The 16,910-nt window shown below is 72.1% G+C and carries 17 protein-coding genes; 11 read left to right on the forward strand and 6 right to left on the reverse strand.

Annotated features, from left to right (window positions below; translation table 11 throughout):
- Positions 1 to 8 precede the first annotated feature (8 nt).
- From dgoD to OHS58_RS09890, 11 genes are all read left to right on the forward strand, one after another.
- Positions 9 to 1,157, forward strand: a complete 1,149-nt coding sequence (dgoD, locus tag OHS58_RS09840) for a galactonate dehydratase (RefSeq protein WP_328647991.1) — start codon at positions 9 to 11, stop codon at positions 1,155 to 1,157.
- Positions 1,158 to 1,291: 134 nt separating this feature from the next.
- Positions 1,292 to 2,416 carry a substrate-binding domain-containing protein gene (locus OHS58_RS09845; protein ID WP_328647992.1) on the forward strand — a complete coding sequence of 375 codons (1,125 nt, stop codon included), beginning with the start codon at positions 1,292 to 1,294 and terminating at the stop codon, positions 2,414 to 2,416.
- Positions 2,413 to 3,921, forward strand: a complete 1,509-nt coding sequence (locus tag OHS58_RS09850; RefSeq protein WP_328647993.1) for a sugar ABC transporter ATP-binding protein — start codon at positions 2,413 to 2,415, stop codon at positions 3,919 to 3,921. The genes OHS58_RS09845 and OHS58_RS09850 overlap by 4 nt, the downstream gene beginning before the upstream one ends.
- Positions 3,918 to 4,922: an ABC transporter permease gene (locus tag OHS58_RS09855; protein ID WP_326952906.1), complete on the forward strand. Its 1,005-nt coding sequence runs from the start codon at positions 3,918 to 3,920 to the stop codon at positions 4,920 to 4,922. The genes OHS58_RS09850 and OHS58_RS09855 overlap by 4 nt, the downstream gene beginning before the upstream one ends.
- A 9-nt stretch (positions 4,923 to 4,931) precedes the next feature.
- A complete protein-coding gene (locus OHS58_RS09860; RefSeq protein WP_328647994.1) occupies positions 4,932 to 7,283 on the forward strand; it encodes an RICIN domain-containing protein in 2,352 nt (783 codons plus the stop codon).
- Positions 7,283 to 8,161 carry an SMP-30/gluconolactonase/LRE family protein gene (locus OHS58_RS09865; RefSeq protein ID WP_328647995.1) on the forward strand — a complete coding sequence of 293 codons (879 nt, stop codon included), beginning with the start codon at positions 7,283 to 7,285 and terminating at the stop codon, positions 8,159 to 8,161. Before OHS58_RS09860 ends, OHS58_RS09865 begins: the two co-directional genes overlap by 1 nt.
- On the forward strand, positions 8,158 to 9,126 hold the full coding sequence (locus OHS58_RS09870; RefSeq protein ID WP_328647996.1) for a Gfo/Idh/MocA family protein: 969 nt from the start codon (positions 8,158 to 8,160) through the stop codon (positions 9,124 to 9,126). The genes OHS58_RS09865 and OHS58_RS09870 overlap by 4 nt, the downstream gene beginning before the upstream one ends.
- The gene (locus OHS58_RS09875) at positions 9,123 to 10,055 is read left to right on the forward strand and encodes a sugar kinase (protein WP_328647997.1); all 933 of its coding nucleotides are present in this window, start codon (positions 9,123 to 9,125) and stop codon (positions 10,053 to 10,055) included. Before OHS58_RS09870 ends, OHS58_RS09875 begins: the two co-directional genes overlap by 4 nt.
- Before the next feature lies 1 nt (position 10,056).
- Positions 10,057 to 10,827 (forward strand): IclR family transcriptional regulator, encoded by a 771-nt coding sequence (locus tag OHS58_RS09880; protein WP_326950106.1) that lies wholly within the window; start codon positions 10,057 to 10,059, stop codon positions 10,825 to 10,827.
- Complete coding sequence (locus OHS58_RS09885; protein ID WP_328647998.1) at positions 10,817 to 11,428, forward strand: bifunctional 4-hydroxy-2-oxoglutarate aldolase/2-dehydro-3-deoxy-phosphogluconate aldolase; 612 nt, start codon at positions 10,817 to 10,819, stop codon at positions 11,426 to 11,428. Before OHS58_RS09880 ends, OHS58_RS09885 begins: the two co-directional genes overlap by 11 nt.
- Complete coding sequence (locus OHS58_RS09890) at positions 11,428 to 13,005, forward strand: hypothetical protein (RefSeq protein ID WP_328647999.1); 1,578 nt, start codon at positions 11,428 to 11,430, stop codon at positions 13,003 to 13,005. The genes OHS58_RS09885 and OHS58_RS09890 overlap by 1 nt, the downstream gene beginning before the upstream one ends.
- Before the next feature lie 393 nt (positions 13,006 to 13,398).
- Here the strand turns inward: OHS58_RS09890 and OHS58_RS09895 are convergent, their stop codons facing one another.
- The 6 genes from OHS58_RS09895 to OHS58_RS09920 all read right to left on the reverse strand — a co-directional run bounded on the left by OHS58_RS09895 (position 13,399) and on the right by OHS58_RS09920 (position 16,892).
- On the reverse strand, positions 13,399 to 13,569 hold the full coding sequence (locus tag OHS58_RS09895) for a hypothetical protein (protein WP_328649986.1): 171 nt from the start codon (positions 13,567 to 13,569) through the stop codon (positions 13,399 to 13,401).
- Complete coding sequence (locus tag OHS58_RS09900; protein WP_328648000.1) at positions 13,542 to 13,994, reverse strand: VOC family protein; 453 nt, start codon at positions 13,992 to 13,994, stop codon at positions 13,542 to 13,544. The genes OHS58_RS09895 and OHS58_RS09900 overlap by 28 nt, the downstream gene beginning before the upstream one ends.
- A complete protein-coding gene (locus OHS58_RS09905) occupies positions 13,991 to 14,431 on the reverse strand; it encodes an SRPBCC family protein (protein ID WP_328648001.1) in 441 nt (146 codons plus the stop codon). The genes OHS58_RS09900 and OHS58_RS09905 overlap by 4 nt, the downstream gene beginning before the upstream one ends.
- A gap of 44 nt (positions 14,432 to 14,475) precedes the next feature.
- Positions 14,476 to 14,802, reverse strand: a complete 327-nt coding sequence (locus OHS58_RS09910) for an ArsR/SmtB family transcription factor (RefSeq protein ID WP_326952916.1) — start codon at positions 14,800 to 14,802, stop codon at positions 14,476 to 14,478.
- Positions 14,803 to 14,919: 117 nt separating this feature from the next.
- Complete coding sequence (locus OHS58_RS09915) at positions 14,920 to 15,597, reverse strand: response regulator transcription factor (protein ID WP_328648002.1); 678 nt, start codon at positions 15,595 to 15,597, stop codon at positions 14,920 to 14,922.
- On the reverse strand, positions 15,594 to 16,892 hold the full coding sequence (locus OHS58_RS09920; protein WP_328648003.1) for a sensor histidine kinase: 1,299 nt from the start codon (positions 16,890 to 16,892) through the stop codon (positions 15,594 to 15,596). Before OHS58_RS09920 ends, OHS58_RS09915 begins: the two co-directional genes overlap by 4 nt.
- Positions 16,893 to 16,910 lie beyond the last annotated feature (18 nt).

The following is a 16,910-nucleotide window of genomic DNA, read 5'->3' on the forward strand; positions in this document are numbered from 1 at the left end:
GAGCGGGTATGCGGGTGACCGACGTCGAGACTTTTCTCGTCGCGCCGCGGTGGATGTTCGTCAAGGTCTCGACGGACGCCGGGATCCACGGCTGGGGCGAGGGCGGGCTCGAAGGTTCGGCCGACGTCACCGCGGCGGCGGTCACGGCCCTGGCCGAGCGGGTCGTCGGCGAGGACCCCCGCCGCATCGAAGACCTCTGGCAGCGGCTCACCAAGGGCGGGTTCTACCGCGGCGGCCCGGAACGGTCGTCGGCGATCGCGGCGCTCGACCAGGCCCTGTGGGACATCGCCGGCCGGCGGCTGGGCGTGCCGGTGTACGAGCTGCTCGGCGGTCCGGTGCGCGACCGCGTCCGGGTGTACGGCTGGATCGGCGGCGACTCGCCGCACGACGTCGCCGCCGCGGCCACCGCGCAGCGCGAGGCCGGGATGACGGCGGTGAAGATGAACGCCACCGCGCAGTTCCCGCCGATCCCGAGCGCGCGCGACGTCGCGGCAGCGGTCGACCGGGCTCGGCAGGTGCGGGAAGCGCTCGGCCCGGACCGCGACTTCGCCGTCGACTTCCACGGCCGGGTGAGCGCGGCCGCCGCACCACGCTTGATCGAAGCGCTGGAACCGTTCGACCCGCTGTTCATCGAGGAACCCGTGGTGCCGGAGCACAACCACACGAACCTGCGACGGCTCGTCGAGAGCACCAGCCGCCCGATCGCCACCGGCGAACGCCTCTTCTCCCGCGGCGACTTCCTCCCGGTGCTGGAGGCCGGCGTCCGGGTGGTGCAGCCCGACCTGGCCCACGCCGGGGGCATTTCGGAGGTGCGCCGGATCGCCGCCCTCGCCGAGACGTTCGGCGCGGTCCTCGCGCCGCACCGTCCACTCGGGCCCCTGGCGCTGGCCGCGTGCCTGCAGGTCGACTTCGCCACCCCCAACTTCCTGATCCAGGAACAGTCGCTGGGGATCCACTACAACCGCACCGCCGAGCTGCTCGACTACGTCGTCGACCGGGAGGTCTTCACGTTCACCGGCGGGTACGTCGAACGCCCGCCCGGTCCCGGCCTCGGCGTGGAGATCGACGAAGACGCCGTCCGGAAGGCCCACGAGCACGGGATGCGCTGGCGCACGCCCGTGTGGACGCACGCGGACGGCTCGTTCGCGGAATGGTGATGTGCAGAGGGCGCAACAAAGCCACCGATTCGGCCCGGAAATCTTGACAGGAAAGGGGGCCCGGCGCAGTCTTCCGCGCTAGACGTGCTCACTGCGCACACGGGTGTGCAAATCGCGCAACAAAGGAGTTCGCCATGACCGTCAGCCGCGTCCTCATCACCACGACCGCACTCGCCGCCGCGACGGCACTCACCCTTTCCGGCTGCACGTCGGCGACCGGCGACGCGAAACAGCAGTCCGGCCAGGCGGCCGCGAAACTGGCCGGCTCGACCGAGTTCAACGACGCGAAGCTGGGCGAACTCGCCAGTAAGATCAAGCAAGCTGTGCAGGCCAAGGGCGCCGGCGGCGTGCGCGTCGCCATGGTGATCAACAGCCCGTCGGCGTACTGGACCGAAGGTCGCACCGGCATGGAGAACGCAGCGAAAGAGCTTGGTGTGCAAGCGAACTTCCAGGCTCCGGCGGGCGGTGACCTCAGCGCCCAGTTGTCCATCCTGGACACCCTGCGCTCGGACAAGGTGGACGGCTACACGGTCTCGGCCGTCGACCCCAAGGCCGTCGTCGGCTCGGTCGGCGCCGCGCAGAAGGCCGGGATCGGCGTCGTCGCGATCGACTCCCCGCTGTCCGGGACGCCGGATCCGGTCACCTACCTCGGCACCCCCAACACCGACGCCGGGCAAAAGGCCGGCGAATCGATGAAAACGCTGCTCGGCGGTTCCGGAAAGGTCGCCATCCTCACCGGTTCGCTGACCGCCGCGAACGCGACGCAGCGCATTGCCGGATTCAAGAAAGCGATCGAGGGATCCGGTATCCAGGTCGTCGACACGCTCAACGACGATTCCGACCCGTCGAAAGCGTTGTCGAACGCGCAGACCGTGCTGCAGGCGAATCCGGACCTCGCCGGGATCTACACCGTGTGGTCCTACGACGGCCCGGCGGCCGGGCAGGCGGTCAAGGCGGCGGGCAAGGCCGGCGCGGTGAAGGTCGTCGCCGACGACGCCGAGCCGAAGACCGTGGAGTTCGTGCGCGACGGCGTCGTCCAGGCGATGGTGCTGCAGCGGCCCTACCAGCAGGGCTACCTCGGCGTGTACCTGCTGACCGCGCTGAAGGTGCTCGGCAAGGACGCGACGGACCAGCTCCTGCGGCCGTACCTGGCCGAGAAGGACGGCGTCAGCACGCTCAGCTCCGGCATCGGCCTGGTCACCGGCGACAACCTGCAGACCTACCTGGACGACCTCAAGAAGCTGGGGGTCACGCAGTGACCGCCGTCCACGTCGAGGCGGCCGGTCTGCGCAAGCGGTACGGCACCGTCGAAGTGCTCAACGTCGACCGGCTCGCGTTGCGCGGCGGCGAGGTCGTCGCCGTGCTCGGCGAGAACGGCGCCGGCAAGTCGACGCTGATCCGGGTGCTGACCGGCGCCACCGCCGCCGACGAAGGCCGGGTGACCATCGGCGGTACGCCGTTGCGCAACGGCGACCCGGCCCACGCCCAGGACCTCGGCGTCGCGACCGTGTCGCAGGAGTTCCCGCTCGTGCCCGAGCTGTCGGCGGCGGAGAACCTCATGCTGGGCCGGCGCGCCGGCAGCGGACGTGTCGTGTTCGACCGCCGCGGGACCGAACGTGCCGCCCGCGCGATGCTCGCCCGCATCAACGCCGACATCCCGGTGCGCCGGCCGGTCGTCCGGCTGTCGGTGGCGCAACGCCAGCTCGTGGAGATCGCGAAGGCGCTGGGCCGGGACCCGTCGGTGCTGGTGCTCGACGAGCCGACCTCGGCGCTCGGCCCGGTCGAGGCGCGCCGCGTGCTGCAGTGCGCGCGGGACCTGGCCGCGCAGGGCAAGGTCGTGCTCTTCATCGGCCACCGGCTCGACGAGGTGCGCGAGATCGCCGACCGCGTCCTCGTGCTGCGCAACGGCCGGCTCGTCGCGGACCTGACGCCGGAGCAGGCGACGCACGAGGCGATGATCCGCGCGATGGCCGGCGACGAAGCGGAGGTCCTGGTCGACGGCGACCCGCCGCCGCCGGGTGACGAGCCGGTGCTGACCGTGCGGGCCCTGGAAGCCGCCGGGATCGGGCCCGTCGACTTCGAGGTGCGCCGCGGCGAGATCCTCGGCGTCGCCGGCCTGATGGGCTCCGGGCGCAGCCGCCTGGTGCACGCCCTGATGGGTGCCACCCCGGTCACCGCGGGCTCGATGCGCCTACTCGGCCGCCCGTACGCGCCGAAGCACCCCGCCGACGCCGTCCGCGCGGGCGTCGGCCTGGTCCCGGAAGACCGGAAGCACCAAGGGCTGTTGCTCGACGCCCCGGTCCGCTGGAACATCTCGCTCGCCTCGCTGCCCCGGCTGGCGAAGCACGGCTTCTACCTCCGCCCACGCGCCGAAAAGGCGTTCACCGACGAAGTGCGGCGCTCGGTGCGGGTCCGCTGCGCCACCCAGGAACAGCCGATCGGCACGCTCTCGGGTGGCAACCAGCAGCGCGCGATCTTCGGCCGCTGGTTCGCCACCCGCCCGAAGCTGCTGCTGCTCGACGAGCCCACCCGCGGCGTCGACGTCGGCGCGAAGGCCGAGATCTACCACCTGGTCGAGTCCTTCGCCGCGCAGGGCATGGCCGTCGTGATCGCCTCCTCCGAGCTGGAGGAGCTGATGCGGCTGACGCACCGGACCGTCGTGCTCGCCGGCGGCCGGCTCGCCGCGACCGTCCCGCGTTCGGCCTACAGCAAGCAGGCCCTGATGACCGCCGCCAACGACGTCCCGGAAGGAGCGGCCTCGTGACCGCCACGCAAACCGAACCGGCCCCGCCGGACACCGTGCCCGAGCGGGGCGGTCCCTCGTTCCTGCGCGGCAAGGAGATCGGCGTCGTCGGCGCCGTCGTGGTGGTGTTCGCCGTGTTCGCACTCGGCAACGCCAACTTCGCCGGCCTGTCGAACCTGCAGACCATGGGCGTCGACCTGGCCCAGTACGGCCTGCTCGCGCTCGGCGTCAGCTTCGTCATCATCACCGGCGGCATCGACCTGTCGGTCGGCTCGGTGGTGGCGCTGTCGGGGGTGTGGTCGGCGTGGCTGAACGTCCACGCGGGCCTGCCCGACGTCGTCGCCATCGCCGTCACGCTGGTGACCGGCGCGGCGATCGGGCTGGTGCACGGCTTTTCGGTGACCATCCTGGGTGTACCGCCGTTCGTGACGACGCTGGTCACGCTCGTCGCGGCCCGCGGTGCGGCGCTCGCGCTGACCCAGGGCTTCCCGATCGACGGCGTCGGCGCGACCTTCACGAGCGTCGCGCAGTACCGGATCGCCGCGATCCCGGTGCCGGCGCTGCTGTTCGTCGGAGCGTGTGTGCTCGCGTGGTTCTTCCTCGAACGCACCCACGTCGGCCGTCAGCTCTACGCGGTCGGTGGCAACGCCGAAGCGTCCCGCCTCGCGGGGATCCGGACGCGGCGGCGCGTGGTGCTGGCCTACGTCGTCAGCAGCGTCCTCGCCTCGGCGGTCGGCGTCCTGGTCACCGCGCGGCTCACCGTCGGCCAGCCCAGTGTCGCCACCGGCTGGGAGCTCAACGCGATCGCGGCCGCGGTCATCGGCGGGATCAGCCTGAGCGGGGGAGTGGGCCGGGTGATCGGCGTCGCGTTCGGCGCGATCCTGCTGGTCTGCATCAACAGCGGCTTGGTGATCCTGCACGTTTCGCCCTACTACCAGCAGATCGTGCTCGGCGCGGTGCTCGCCGTCGCCGTCGTCACCGACCGGTTGCGGGCCCGCCGGTCCGAGCGGAACCAGAGCTGAGGAGCCACCATGAGACGTCTCCTGTCCGCGGCGCTGGCGCTCGCGCTGGCCGCGACCGTCCCCACTGCCGTCCGCGCCGAAGCCGCGGACACCACGTTCACCATCGTCGAGGCGCAGAGCGGCAACGCGCTGGGCCTGACGCGCACCGGGACCGACCCGGTCGTCACCGTCGACCCCTACGCCGGGAACCGCAACCAGCTGTGGCGGCAGGTCGACCTCGGTGACGGCTACTCCGAGATCGTCAACGACGGGACCGGAAAGGCCTTGTCGACAGTGGACGGTCACGCCGACGACGGCGCCGTCGTGCACCTGTGGGACTACCTGGGCAGCTACCCCGACCAGCACTGGCGCGTCGCCGACGCGGGTGGCGGCACGGTCACCATCGCCAACCAGGGCACCGGAAACCGTACCCTGTCCACCAAGGACGGTCAGACGGCGGCCGGCACCGAAACGCAGCTGTGGAGCCCGGTCGGCGGCCGCGCCGGGCAGACGTGGAAGCTGGTCCCGACCACGGTTCAGCGCGTCGTCACCGTGCACGCCGACGTCGTGAGCCAGGCGCCGCGCACCGACGTCGCGACCGGTCTGGAGGACGTCAACCACGAGATCTACGGCGGCATCTACAGCCAGCTGCTGTTCGGTGAGGCGTTCCAGGAACCCGAGCACGACGCCGGCGTCAGCGGGATGTGGCGACCCATCGCGTCCGGGGGATCGCGGGGGACGTACGCCCTCGACACAAGCGCGCCGTTCAAGGGCCGCCAGGACCAGCGGATCACCTTCGTCTCCGGTCGCGGCAGCGTCGGTGTCGAGAACAGCGGCCTCAACCGGCAGGGCATCGGGGTCGTGGGCGGCAAGCCGTACGAAGGCAAGATCACCCTGCGGACGACGCAGCCCGTGAGCCTCGCCCTGCAGAACGCGGACGGCACCAAGACCTACGCCCGGACGTCGATTCATGCGCAGGGCGCCGGCTGGCGGACCTACTCCTTCGCGATGACGCCGTCGGCGACCGACGCGCACGCGCGGTTCACCGTCGACCTCACCGCGCCCGGCAGCGCCGACGTCGGGTACGCGTTCCTGCAGCCCGGCGCGTGGGGCCGGTTCCAGGGCCTGCCCGTCCGCAAGGACGTCGCCGACGCGATGGTGCAGCAGGGCCTGCGGGCGATCCGGTTCGGTGGCTGCGCCAACAGCGGCTGCGGCGACGTCTCGGACTACAAGTGGAAGACGATGATCGGCGACCCGGTCACGCGGCCGGTCACGCGGGGCTTCTGGTACCCGTACGAGTCCAACGGCTGGGGCATCTTCGACTTCCTGCGCCTCGGCGAGGCGATGGGCATCGACGCCGTCCCGTCGCTGAACATCGACGAGACCCCGCAGGACATCGCCGACCTGATGCAGTACCTGTACGGGGCCAAGACCACAGCGTGGGGCGCGAAACGCGTCGCTGACGGCCATCCCGCGCCGTACACCGTGCACCGTCTCGAACTCGGCAACGAGAACGCCGTCGACGAGACGTACTGGACGAAGTTCAAGGCCCTGGCCGACGTCATCTGGGCCTACGACCCGACGATCAAGCTCGTCGTCGGCGACTTCACCTACAGCGACGTGATCACCGACCCGTTCCACTTCACCGGCGGCGGCAAGGTGAACACCCTGGCCGCGCACCAGAAGATCCTCAACCTGGCGAAGCAGTACGGGTCCCAGGTCCAGTTCGACATCCACCTGTGGACCCAGGACGCCGCCGGCGTGCCGTCCCAGCTCCGGGCGCTCGACAGCTACGTCGACCAGCTCGGCCGGATCGCCCCGGGTGCGGACTACAAGGTCGTCGTCTTCGAGCTGAACGCCGACAGCCACGACCTCGCCCGGGCCATCGGCAACGCCTACGCGATCAACGCCCTGCAACGCCGGCCGAAGGTCGACGTCGTCTCCTCGGCCAACGCGCTGCAGGTGGACGGCCAGAACGACAACGGCTGGGACCAGGGCCTGGTGTTCCTGAACCAGAACCAGGTCTGGGGCCAGCCGCCGTACTACGTCCACCGGATGAAGGCGGCGTCGTGGCGGCCCGGCGTCCTGCGCACCGATGTCACCGGCGGCGACGAGCTGTTCGACGTCACCGCGCTGGCGGGCGGCCCCAAGCTGTCGATCGACGTCGTCAACGCGTCGGACGCGCCGCTGACCTACACCCTGCGCCTCGACGGGACCCGGGGCAAGGCGGCGGTGAGCGTCCTGGAAGGACGGCCGAACGCCGTGAACACCGCCGGCAACCCGCGGAACACCCTCCCGGAAGAGTCCACTGTGGACCTGTCAGCTGGCTCGGTGACCCGGGCATTTCCCGCCCATTCCTACACCTCCTTCCGGATCGGCTGATGCGTACCTATCAAGCTCAGGTCGCGTTCGACGAGCGCGCCGACCACGCGGAGGGCCCGCTCTGGGACGACGTCCGCGGCGAGCTGCTGTGGGTCGACCTCGACGCGGGGCTCGTCCGCCGCGCGAGCTGGGATTCTCCTCGTCTTTCCGTGGTGGCGACGTATTCGCTGGGGGAGGCGGCCGGCGCGGTCGTGCCGTGCGCCGACCCGGCCGACGGCTGGGTCGTGGCGAGCGAGTTCGGCTTCGCCCGGCTGGGCACGGACGGCTCGCTGCGGAAACTCGCCGAGCCCGAACGCGGCCGCCATGCCCGGATGAACGACGGCGCGGCCGACCCCCGTGGCCGGTTCTGGGCGGGCAGCATGGCCCGGGACCGCGCGCCGGGTGCGGCGTCGCTGTACCGCCTGGAGGGGACCGAAGCCGTCCGGGTGCTGGCGGACGTGACGATCTCGAACGGCCTCGCCTGGCGGAACCCGGACGAGTTGTACTACATCGACACGCCCACCCAGCGCGTCGACCTGGTGACCGCGGACGGCCGCCGTGAGCCCGCGTTCGCCGTCGACCCGGGGCTGGGCGCACCGGACGGGATGACCATCGACGCCGAAGGCGCGCTCTGGGTGGCGCTGTGGGACGGCTCGGCCGTCGTCCGGTTCAGCCCGCGCGGCGAGGTGCTCGCCCGCGTTGACGTCCCGGCCACCCAGGTGAGCAGCTGCTGCTTCGGCGGCCCCGACCTGACGACGTTGTTCGTCACGACGTCCCAGGAAGGTTTCACGCCCGAGCAGTCCGCCGCGGAACCCCACGCGGGCAAGCTCTTCGCCGTCGAAACCGACGCCACCGGACTGCCCGCGGACCGGTACCGCCCGGAAGGAGAACGTCCGTGACCCGAGTGGCACTGGCCGGGTGCGGGGCGATGGGCGAGATCGTCGCCCGCACCGTCTACCCGGCCCTCGGCGGCCTCGCCGCCGCGATCGACCCCGACCCGGCGCGCGCCGCCGCGGTCGCCGAGCTGACCGGCGCCCGGCCGTTCACCTCGCTGGCCGAAGCACGGCGGGAAGCCGGGATCGACGCGGTCGACGTCCGCGTGCCCCACCACCTGCACGCGGCCGTGGTGCTCGAGGCGCTCGAGGCCGGGTGTCACGTCCTCGTCGAGAAGCCGTTCGCCACCACGCTGTCCGACGCCCACGCCATGGTCGCGGCGGCCGACGACGCCGGGCTCGTCCTGGCCGTCGCCGAGAACTACCCGCACCTGCGTGCGGTGCTCGACGCCCGGACGGCCTTGGCCGCGGGCCGGATCGGCGACGTCGTCGCGCTGCGCTCCACCCGCGCGTACCAGGTGAGCGGGGTGTGGGTGCGCGACGGCTGGCGCCACGGCGGCGGCCCGTCCGGCGGCATCCTGCTCGACCAGGGCACCCACCAGGTGAGCCTGCTGCGCCGCCTCGGCGGACCCGTCGCGGCGGTCGCGGCCGCCGGGGACGACGACACCGTCGCCCTCACACTGCGGATGGCGAGCGGCGTCACCGCCCAATCCCTGCTCACCTGGTCGGTCCCAGGGACCGCCGCCCAGGCCGAGGCCACCGTGCTCGGCACCGGCGGCCGGCTCGACGTCGTCGTCGACTACGAAACCGACGAAGGCGGCTGCCACGTCTGGACCCCGGCGGGGAGCGAGCACACGGGCAAGGAGAACTACTACGACAGCCACCGCCTGATGGTCGAGGACTGGCTCGCCGCGATCCGCACCGGCGCCGAACCCGTGGTGCCCGGCCGGGAAGGCCGCGCCGACCTCGCCGTGGTGCTCGCCGCCACGGAGTCCCTGGAGCGCGGCGGCGGCTTCGTGGAGGTCCCGTGACGCGGCCGGACGTCGTCTGCTTCGGCGAAAGCATGGCCCAGCTGCTGCCCGCCGACGGCGAACCGCTGCGCCACGCGACGCGGTTCACCCTCACCACCGCGGGCGCGGAGTCCAACGTGGCCCGGGCGCTCGTCCAGCTCGGCACCACGGCGTCCTGGGTGAGCCTGGTCGGCGACGACGCCCTCGGCGCCCGGCTGCTCGACGACGTCGCCGCGGCCGGCGTCGACGTCTCGCTGACCCGGCGCCGCCCCGGACGGACCGGCTTCTTCGTCAAGGACCCGCACCCGGGCGGCTCCGCGGTCACCTACTACCGCGACGGCTCGGCGGCCTCCCGGCTCGGCCGCGCCGACGTCGACCGGGCGCTGACCGCGCGGCCGCGGCACCTGCACCTGTCCGGGGTCACGCCCGCGCTGTCGGCGTCGTGCCGCGACGCGGTCGGGTACGCGCTCGATCGCGACGTCGTGACCAGCTTCGACGTCAACCACCGTCCCGCGCTCTGGCCGGACACCGGCGAAGCCGCGACTGTCCTTCGTGGACTGGCGCGCCGCGCGGACGTCGTGTTCACCGGGCTCGACGAAGCGGCGGCGCTGTGGGGCGCCGAGACCGCCGCCGACGTGCGCGAGCTGCTGCCCGAGCCGCGTGTCGTGGTCGTCAAGGACGGCGGCACCGCGGCGACGAGCTTCGCGGCGGACACCTCGTGCACCGAGCCCGCGCTGCCGGTGGACGTCGTCGAGCCGGTCGGCGCGGGCGACGCGTTCGCCGCCGGCTGGCTGCACGGGATGCTGACCGGCCTGCCGCACCCGGCCCGGCTGCGCCTCGGGCACCTGCTGGCCGGCGCCGCGCTGACGTCGCTGTCCGACCACTTCCCCCTCCCACGCCCGCCCGCCGACCTGATCCGGGCCGCCGTCGCGCCGACCCCAGGGAGCTGAGATGTCCCAGTCCGTCGACCGGGCCGCCGTCATCCTCGACGCCTGCGCCCGCGGGCCACGCCGGCTCTCCGAGCTCGCGCAGGAACTCGACGTGCACCGCTCTACCGTGCTGCGGCTGCTGCAGACGATGGAGCGGCACCGGCTGGTGCGCCGGCTCGACGACCTCACCTGGGGCATCGGGTTCGGCCTGATCGGGATGGCACTGGAGTGCCTCGACGCGATGGACCTGCGCACCGCCGCCCGGCCCCGGCTGGAACGGCTCGCCCGCGAAGCCGGCCACACGATCCACCTGGCCGAGCTCGCCGGCACCGACATCGTCTACGTCGACAAGGTCGAAGGCCACGGCGCGGTCCGGATGGCCTCGCGGATCGGCGCGCCGGTCCCGGTGCACACCGCGGGCGTCGCGAAGGCCATCCTGGCCGGCCTCGCGCCCGACCGGCGTGACGCTATCCTGGCGACCACGACGTTCGAGAAGTTCACCGCCTCGACGATCACCGGCCCCGGCGACTTCGCCGCCGAGCTGGCCCGGGTGCGCAAGCAGGGTTACGCCGTCGACGACGGCGAGTACGAAAGCTTCCTGGCCTGCATCGCGGTCCCGGTGCGCGACCACACCGGCGCCGTGCACGCCGGCGTGTCGATCACGGCGTTGTGCGCGATCGAACCGCTGGAGCGCCTTCGCCGGCACCTGCCGCTGCTGTGGGAACTGGCCTCGGAGATCTCGCAGAACCTCGGCTGGGACGGCACTTCGGGGGTGCGCCGCCATGCCGGCTGACGACTTCTTCGCCCGGCGCTTCACCACACTGCCGGTCATGGTGATCCTGCGCGGCCACGATCCCGCCGCCACCGTGCGGCTCTGCCGCGACGCCCGGTCGCTGGGCGTCGAGCTGATCGAAGTCCCGTGGCACGGTGAGGAATCCGCGCCGTCGCTGGCGGCCGCCGTCGCGTGGGCGCGCGACGAGCCGGGCGCGTGCGTCGGCGCGGGGACCGTCACCACGCTCGACGCGCTCGACGCCGTGCGGAGCCTGGGCGCCGGGTTCACCGTCGCGCCGGGCTTCGACGCGCGCGTGGCCCGGACGAGCGTCGGGCACGGCCTGCCGCACCTGCCCGGCGTCGCCACCGGCACCGAGGTGGGGGCCGCGCTCGCCGCCGGTTTCCGCTGGCAGAAGGTGTTTCCCGCGAGCGTGCTGACACCCGGCTGGATCTCCGCGTTGCGGGCGCCCTTCCCCGGCGTGCGGTTCGTCGCGACCGGCGGGGTCGACGCCGGCAACGCGGCGGCGTTCCTCGGCGCGGGAGCCCGCGCCGTCTCCTTCGGCAGTTCCTTCACCGCGGCGGCCGTCCGCTCGGTTTCGACCCACGAGAACGGAGAACAATGATGTCCCAGCACTCTCGTCGTGTCTTCCTCGGTGCCGGCGCGGCGTTGGCCGCGGTGCCGCTGCTCCCGGGTGTGGCCGCGGCCGGACCGGCGTCCCGGCCCCGGGCCGGTGCCGAGCTCCTGCGCGACACGTTCGGCCCGATCAGCGGCTGGGAGCGCCGCGGGACGGTGATGACCCAGACGTTGTCGTGGGAGACCTCGCTGCTGCAGGACCCGTGCCTGGTCTACAACCAGGGCGGCGGCCCGCGGTTCAAGATGTGGTACGGCTCGCTGTACTACGTCGGGTACGCCACCAGCGAGGACGGCGTCACCTGGACCAAGACGCCGGACCCGGTGCTCAGCCGCTCGATCGACACCGACCACAACAACCTCAACCAGCCCAGCGTCGTCTACCTCGACGGCACCTGGCACATGACGTACTTCGGCATCGACGCCGCGGGCAAGGGCCGCGTCCACTACGCGACCGCGAGTGCGCCGGCCGGGCCGTGGACCAAGCACGGCGTCATCCTCGAATCGACGATGCCGTGGGAGGACGACTACATCTACAACTCCGCGCTGTACTACGACGCGGCCGAGCGCACGTGGAAGATCTGGTACACCGCCGGGAAGATCGCGTCGGCGGGCGGGGAACCGGAGTACATCTGCTACGCCACCGCGAAGAACCCGGCCGGGCCGTGGACGAAGTACGCGGGCAACCCGATCCTGCGCCCGATGCGCGACGGCGGCTGGGCGTCCCTCGGCATCGGCGGCCCGAACATCCGCCGCACCGCCGACGGCGGCTACGAGATGCGCGTCGTCGGCTGGCAGGCCGACTACCCGTCCCGCGGCGGGAAGCTGCTCTCCCGCGACGGGATCCACTGGGAGCTGACGCGGGCGAACCTGGAGCTGGACCTCGGCGTGGCCGGCGGCCCCGAGGACGCGATGGTGTACCGCCAGTTCGTCGTCACCCACAACGGCGCCGACCACGTCTTCTTCAACGCCAAGAACAACCGCCCCGGCTGGAACGAGACGATCGAGCTGGCGATCCGGCGCACCGGGCTGCAGACAGTGGACCCGGCGAAGTGGACGATGACCCAAGGCACGGAGATCCCGAACGGCGCGTCGTTCCAGGTCAGCGGCGGCCGCGCGACGACGCTGGGCAACGCGGTCGCGACCCAGACGTTGCAGGGCAACGTGCCGATCCGCACGCTGGACTACGACCTGGCGGCCGAGGTGACTCCGCACAGCACGGCGCTGAACGACCGCGACGCGGTCCTGATGACGAGGTTCACCACCCGCGACAGCTACTACTACGCGGGCATCGCGTCCTGGGGCCAGAAGTACGCGATCGGCGTCGTGGACGCCGGCGTCAACACGAAACTGGCGGGCACGGGCGCGGCGGCGGACATCAAGCCGGAGGAGACGCACGCACTGCGCTTCGCCGTCCAGGGCTCGAAGCTGACCCTCTACGACAGCGGCCGGGAGGTGCTGTCGGTGGTGGACCCGACGCTGGTCCCGGCGGAGAGCTTCGTAGGCCTGCAGAGTTCGACGGCGACGGGGAAGACCTCGTTCGGGAACGTGTCCGTACACGCTTTGTGAGTCGAGCCCGGTACCGATACCGGACGGGGAGCGGCGGTCAGCGTGCGTGTCGGCGAAACAGAGGCAGAACGGCGTCGGCTCCGCCGGAGCAAGAACGCGTCCACGAGACCCGGATCGCGGTGGTGAGCCCGCCGTTCGCGTCGCACGCGCGTCCACCCGCGACGGTCGGCGCCGCGCTCGCGTTCGGGGACAACGCCGACACCGGCACCCGGTAGGAAGCTGTCGGAGCGGCCCGGCTTGCCGATGTGTTGCCCGACCCCGGCGCGGTGCCGGCGTCGGCGCGGAAGTTTCGACGACCGGTTACGGCCGGATCGGTACCTTGTGGACCAGCCGGCCTACGCCGTCACCCTGGCGATCCACGGTCTGGGCGGCGTGCTGCCCCGGTCACCCCGGCTACGTCCGGGAAGGTCCCGGGCGCTTCTTCGGGCTGCCGCCGTACTGGCCGGACGCGATCCGTCCCGACGCCGGGGAGCTGGCTCTGGCGGCCGCGACCGAAGTGAGGTTCTCGACGATGGCGCGGACGGCGGAGACCGTGGTCAGCGCCAGGGCATGTGCTGCAGGCACCAGGTGTTGCCGTCGGGGTCGGCGAAGTAGGCGTAGAACACGCCGCCCATGTCCTCGACGGCGCCGACCTCGACGCCACGTTCGACGAGCTGGGCGCGTGCCTGCTCGATGTCGGCGACCACCAGGTGCAGCCCGCGGACCGTGCCCGGCGGCATGGTCATGGTCTGCACGCCTTCGGTGAGGGAGATCGAGCAGGCCGAACCGGGCGGGGTGAGCTGGACGATGCGCACGCCGTCCACCGGGCGGACGTCCACGTCGAGGGCGAAGCCGAGTGCGTCGCGGTAGAAGACGATGGCGCGGTCGATGTCCGTGACCGGCACGGAGACGAGTTCGAGCAGGTACGCGCCGGGGAGCACGGGCGGGTTGCCGGGATCGGCGGCGACAGCAGTCGGGTCGGCGGGGATTTCGGTGACGGGGTCGTTCATGAGTGGTCTCGTTTCTCGTGGTCGAGCAAGGATGCGAGGCGGTCGTACGCTTCGCCGGCGCCGCGCCGCATCGGGCTGCGCACGACCTGGTCGCGGATTTCCTTTGACGGGTACTGCGCGGTGACGGTCATCGTGGTGTGGCCGCCGGTCTCGGTCAGGACGGTGGTGACGAGCGCGGCGCCTTCGGGCCAGCCGCGGTGGATCTCGGTCTGTACGAGACGACCGGGTGGCTCGACTTCGCGGAACACGCCGTACATCTCCATTTCCGCGCCGTCGGGGCCGTGGGAGACGAAGCGCCAGGCGCCCCCGGGGCGGAGGTCGACGTCGCAGCCGGTCAGGTGCCAGCCGTGGGCGCCGTGCCAGCGGCGTAGCAGCTCGGGCTGGGTGAGAGCGGCGAAGACGAGGTCGGCGGGAGCGGCGAATTTCCGGGTGAGCACGAGCCCGGCGGTGCCCGTCTCAATGACCTGAAGTCCCGGGAGGGTCATGGTTGCAGGTCTTTCAGGAGGTCGTCGAGTTGCTGGTAGCTGGCTTCCCAGTAGTCGCGGTAGCCGGCCAGCCAGGCTGTGGCGGCCTTGAGTGGTTCGGCCACCAGGTGGCACGGCCGCCGCTGGGCGTCCCGGCCGCGTTTCACCAGTCCGGCCCGCTCGAGCACGCGGAGGTGTTTCGACACGGCGGGCTGGCTCATCGCGAACGGGACGGCCAGCTCCGTGACGGTGGCGTCGCCGGTCGCGAGCCGGGCGAGGATGGCCCGCCGGGTGGGGTCCGCGAGTGCGGCGAACGTCGCGTCCAGGGTGCTGCTCGTGCCCATGCATAACCTCCTGGTTCTGTAACCATGTGGTTTATATAGGCTGTTCAGGGCCGCGTCAAGCGGCCTCGTCCGCCACTTCGACCACGGACCTGGCGTCGCCGACATGAAACCCGCCGGTCAGGTCGGGGGCCTCGGCTCTGTCAGGCCCAGGTCGTAGGCGAAGATCACCGCCTGGACGCGGTCCCGGGCGCCCAGCTTCGCCAGCACCCGGCCGACGTGGGTTTTGACCGTGGACTCGGACAGCACCAGGCGTTCGGCGATCTCGCCGTTGGTCCACCCGTTGCCGATGGCCACGAGGATTTCCTGCTCCCGTTCGGTCAAGGACAGCCAGCGCGGATCCGTCCGGGTCGGCGGATCGGGCGCGTCGGCCGGGAGCCGCTGGGCATAGGTGTCGAGGAGCCGCCGGGTCAGCGCGGGTGCGATGACGGCGTCGCCGCCCGCGACCGCCCTGATGCCGGCGAGCAGTTCTTCGGGGTGGGCGTCTTTGAGGAGGAACCCGCTGGCTCCGGCGCGGAGTGCGGCGTGGGCGTATTCGTCCAGGTCGAAGGTGGTGAGGACGAGGACGCGGGATCGGCCGCCGGTGGCGAGGATCTGCCGGGTGGCTTCGATGCCGTCCATGCCGGGCATGCGGATGTCCATGAGGACGACGTCGGGCCGCAGTTCCGCGGTCCGGCGCACGGCTTCGGCACCGTGCGCGGCTTCGCCGACGACGTCGGTGTCGGGCGTCGCGTCGAGCAGCATCCGGAAGCCGAACCGTTGCAGGGGCTGGTCGTCGACGATGAGGACGGTCGTCACAGCGCACCGCCGGGCGAGACGGGGATCGGGGTGAGGTCCAGGACGGCCTGTACGGCCCACCCGCCGCCGGCGGTGGGGCCGACGGAGACCGTGCCGCCGTAGAGGGCCGCGCGTTCCCGCATCCCGGCGATCCCGTGCCCCTCCTCGACAGGCGGCTCGGGCGGCGTGACGGCGTCGGGCGGGCCGGTGTCCTGGACGCGGATGCGCAGCGCCGGACCCTCGACGGCGATCAGCACGTCGACCCGGGTGCGCGGACCGGCGTGCTTGAGCGTGTTGGTGAGTGCCTCTTGGACGATCCGGTAGGTCATCAGCTGCACCCCGCGATCGAGGGTGTCCAGCTCACCGGCGGACCGGAGGAGGATCTCCGGTCCGGCGGCGCGGATCCGCGTGCACAACGCCTCGACGTCGCCGATTCCCGGTTGCGGGGTCAGCTCCGGGGCGTCGGCTTTCTCCCGCAGGACACCCAGCATGCGCCGCAGTTCACCCAGGGCCTGGCGGCCGGTGTCGCCGACCAGCTCGAGTGCTTGCTTGCTGCGTTCGGGGGTGCGGTCGGCCGCGTAGGCGCCGCCGTCGGCCAGGGTGATGATGACGGACAGGTTGTGGCCGATGATGTCGTGCATCTCGCGGGCCATCCGGGTGCGTTCGGTGACGGCGGCCAGCTTGCTGCGCTGGTCCCGCTCGATCTCCAGCTGCCGCGCGCGGTCGCGCAGGCTCGCCAGCTGGGCCCGGCGGATCCGGACGGCCAGCCCGAGCGCGACGGCCGCAGTGACGGCGGTGAGCAGGAAGAACAAGGCCTCCCAGAAGGACACCGCGCGCGAGACCCGGGCCGCCACGGGGAGCAGGAGCGTGACCACCCCGGCACCCGCCCAGGGCAGGTGTCGCAGCCGGGCGTGCAGGGTGACGCTGTAGAGCGCGACGAGCAGGGCGACGTCGGCGCGCAGGAAGACGTCGAGCGACCACTGGACGACGAACGCCGCCGCGGTCAGGGCCAGCGCGACCGAGGGGGCCCGGCGCCGCCAGAACAGCGGCAGCAGCAACCCGGCCTGCAGCGCCAGCGTGCCGGCCGTCGGCAGGTGGGTGAACGTGAGCAGCAGCTCCTCGGGACCGTGCCCGTCGTCGCCGTCCGGGACCAGGTCCGGCGCGCAGAACAGCAGGAACAGCCCGGCGATCACCGCCAGGTCCAGGACCCACGGGTGGCGCCGGTCCCACTGCCGCAGCCGCTGGCCGTACCCCGTCAACCGGGCGACCAGCGGGGATCCGGTCCACGACGGCGTCGCGGCTTGGTCGTCGGGCACGGGTCTCACCTGCTCATC

The organism is Amycolatopsis sp. NBC_00348 (genome assembly GCF_036114655.1).
GTDB lineage: Bacteria > Actinomycetota > Actinomycetes > Mycobacteriales > Pseudonocardiaceae > Amycolatopsis.

Coding starts and splice junctions, on each gene's coding strand:
- dgoD (WP_328647991.1), top strand. CDS start 9: ATGCGGGTGACCGACGTCGAGACTTTTCTCGTCGCGCCGCGGTGGATG.
- OHS58_RS09845 (WP_328647992.1), top strand. CDS start 1,292: ATGACCGTCAGCCGCGTCCTCATCACCACGACCGCACTCGCCGCCGCG.
- OHS58_RS09860 (WP_328647994.1), top strand. CDS start 4,932: ATGAGACGTCTCCTGTCCGCGGCGCTGGCGCTCGCGCTGGCCGCGACC.
- OHS58_RS09865 (WP_328647995.1), top strand. CDS start 7,283: ATGCGTACCTATCAAGCTCAGGTCGCGTTCGACGAGCGCGCCGACCAC.
- OHS58_RS09880 (WP_326950106.1), top strand. CDS start 10,057: ATGTCCCAGTCCGTCGACCGGGCCGCCGTCATCCTCGACGCCTGCGCC.
- OHS58_RS09885 (WP_328647998.1), top strand. CDS start 10,817: ATGCCGGCTGACGACTTCTTCGCCCGGCGCTTCACCACACTGCCGGTC.
- OHS58_RS09890 (WP_328647999.1), top strand. CDS start 11,428: ATGTCCCAGCACTCTCGTCGTGTCTTCCTCGGTGCCGGCGCGGCGTTG.
- OHS58_RS09900 (WP_328648000.1), bottom strand. CDS start 13,994: ATGAACGACCCCGTCACCGAAATCCCCGCCGACCCGACTGCTGTCGCC.
- OHS58_RS09910 (WP_326952916.1), bottom strand. CDS start 14,802: ATGGGCACGAGCAGCACCCTGGACGCGACGTTCGCCGCACTCGCGGAC.